The sequence below is a fragment of the Microcoleus sp. BM001215392 genome (assembly GCF_036700185.1).
Classification (GTDB): Bacteria; Cyanobacteriota; Cyanobacteriia; order Cyanobacteriales; family Microcoleaceae; genus Microcoleus.
Genome location: NZ_JAUBOJ010000664.1, coordinates 1 through 1,823, shown reverse-complemented (window position 1 = coordinate 1,823; position 1,823 = coordinate 1). Strand labels below are relative to the sequence as shown.

The window sequence follows — 1,823 nt, the reverse complement described above, 5'->3', positions numbered from 1 at the left end:
GGTTTGATCGTTCGGAATGCGAGTCCGCATCAAAGAAAGGACTCGCATTCCGAACGATCAAACCTTTTTATGTGAAAGTTTTTGCTTGCATTTAGCGCGCTAAATAAGCCCTCACCAAATACAAGCCAGCCGTCGCAAATATCAAAAAAAATATCCCAAAAACCAACTCTATACTAAACCTTTGAGCATTGCCCAAAGCCACAAGAATTTGCTGCCGCACTATAAAAGCAAACAGCCAAGAAATCTCTGCCTTTAGCCAAACCAAAAGGCTTCGCCCCAAAAGATATTGGCGGCGCGCATTTTCCTGAGTAATCCGTACCGGATAGTTAAAAGTATGCGGATAGCGCGATACCGCAGTTAAAACCACAAAAATAATAGCAGCCACTGCCGGCAGCATCCAAATCATCACCTTGTCGCCCAAAGCATCAGGCTGCCCCCCCAAGCCGAAGTGAATCGGAATTCGATCGGGCAAAACCGCCCAAAATTGTACGATCGGCAAAATCGACACTAAAATCGCGATCGCCCCTGCGATCTCTACCGCCAATAAAGCAGGCGAAAGCCCCAGAGAAATAACAGGCCGTTGGTTTGGTGCGTTTCCAGTCATGGCTACTTAAAATTAGATTAATATTGAAAATAATAGTATTGGTTTCCATGTAATCCCCCAGCAGCTATAGTTGGGACTTTCCAAACATCTCGCGAGGTTTTATGACGGCTCAGGTTTTGGTTGAAAAGAAAAAGTTAGAAAAACCGCCCCTAACAATACACACTTTAGGCGATCGCGTCCTGCGACAGCCAGCAAAGCGCGTCAACAGCGTCGATGCAGAAATTCGGCAGCTCGTCCGCGAAATGCTGCAAACCATGTACAGTGCAGACGGCATCGGTTTGGCAGCCCCCCAAGTCGGAGTCCACAAACAAGTAATCGTACTCGACTGCGACCCCGAAAACCCCGCCACACCCCCATTGGTTTTGATTAACCCCACTATCAAAAGTAGCAGCGGCGATATCTGCATCATGCAAGAAGGGTGTCTGAGCATTCCGGGGGTCTATTTGGAAGTCAAACGCCCAGAAGTCATTGAAGTGTCCTACCGCGACGAATTCGGCCGCCCGCAAACCCTAAAAGCCAAAGAGTTATTGTCGAGGGCAATTCAGCACGAAATGGATCACCTCAACGGAGTGCTATTTGTAGACAGAGTAGAAAACAAGCTCGCACTGAATGAAGAATTAGTCAAGATGAAATTTTCGCCAAAGGCAGTCAAATCAGTATGATGGCAGGAACTCCAAAAAGTGGTTTATTGTTAGCTCTTTCGTGCATCACTGCGATCGCCGCAGTCGGGTCAATCTTTGAGCTGTCTTCGGGAGAAGCTCAACTCGGCAATTTAGTTACCGGCATCATCCTCGCCCTCAGCGTACCGCTCACAGGCATATTTTTCTATGCAGCGGTTCAGGATGCCAGAGCAAATCTATGATTAGTCATTAGTCATTAGTCATTAGTCATTAGTCATTAGTCAGTAGTTAGTTGTTCTTGGTTATTGGTTATTGGTGAGTTTGCCTGTATTGCTTGTTGTTAATTTCTAGTTCTTGAGTGTTAGTGGTTAGTTGTTGATTGTTACGAATAACTAATAACTGCTCGCCAAGCATCAATCACAAATAACAAATAACAAATAACTAACAACTGATAACTAATAACTGATGACTAATAACCAATAACCAATAACCAAGAACCAATAACCAAGAACCAATAACCAATAACCAAGAACCAATAACCAATAACCAATAACCAATAACCAATAACCAAGAACCAATAACCAATAACCAATAACCAA

3 protein-coding genes are annotated in these 1,823 nt (G+C 44.4%); 2 read left to right on the top strand and 1 reads right to left on the bottom strand.

Features of this window, described 5'->3' with window-relative positions:
• Nucleotides 1–91: 91 nt before the first annotated feature.
• Entirely contained in the window at nucleotides 92–604 is a 513-nt protein-coding gene (locus tag QT974_RS33945; RefSeq protein WP_333472750.1) for a DUF1648 domain-containing protein, read from the bottom strand.
• A gap of 101 nt (nucleotides 605–705) precedes the next feature.
• On the opposite strand from QT974_RS33945, the gene def reads away from it, so the two are divergent.
• Nucleotides 706–1,266: a peptide deformylase gene (gene def / locus QT974_RS33940; RefSeq protein ID WP_333472749.1), complete on the top strand. Its 561-nt coding sequence runs from the start codon at nucleotides 706–708 to the stop codon at nucleotides 1,264–1,266.
• The gene (locus tag QT974_RS33935) at nucleotides 1,266–1,466 is read left to right on the top strand and encodes a hypothetical protein (RefSeq protein ID WP_199292547.1); all 201 of its coding nucleotides are present in this window, start codon (nucleotides 1,266–1,268) and stop codon (nucleotides 1,464–1,466) included. The genes def and QT974_RS33935 overlap by 1 nt, the downstream gene beginning before the upstream one ends.
• Nucleotides 1,467–1,823 lie beyond the last annotated feature (357 nt).

Bases quoted from the DNA above. Each gene is read 5' to 3' on its own strand.
- QT974_RS33945 (WP_333472750.1), bottom strand. From the start codon at position 604: ATGACTGGAAACGCACCAAACCAACGGCCTGTTATTTCTCTGGGGCTT.
- def (WP_333472749.1), top strand. From the start codon at position 706: ATGACGGCTCAGGTTTTGGTTGAAAAGAAAAAGTTAGAAAAACCGCCC.
- QT974_RS33935 (WP_199292547.1), top strand. From the start codon at position 1,266: ATGGCAGGAACTCCAAAAAGTGGTTTATTGTTAGCTCTTTCGTGCATC.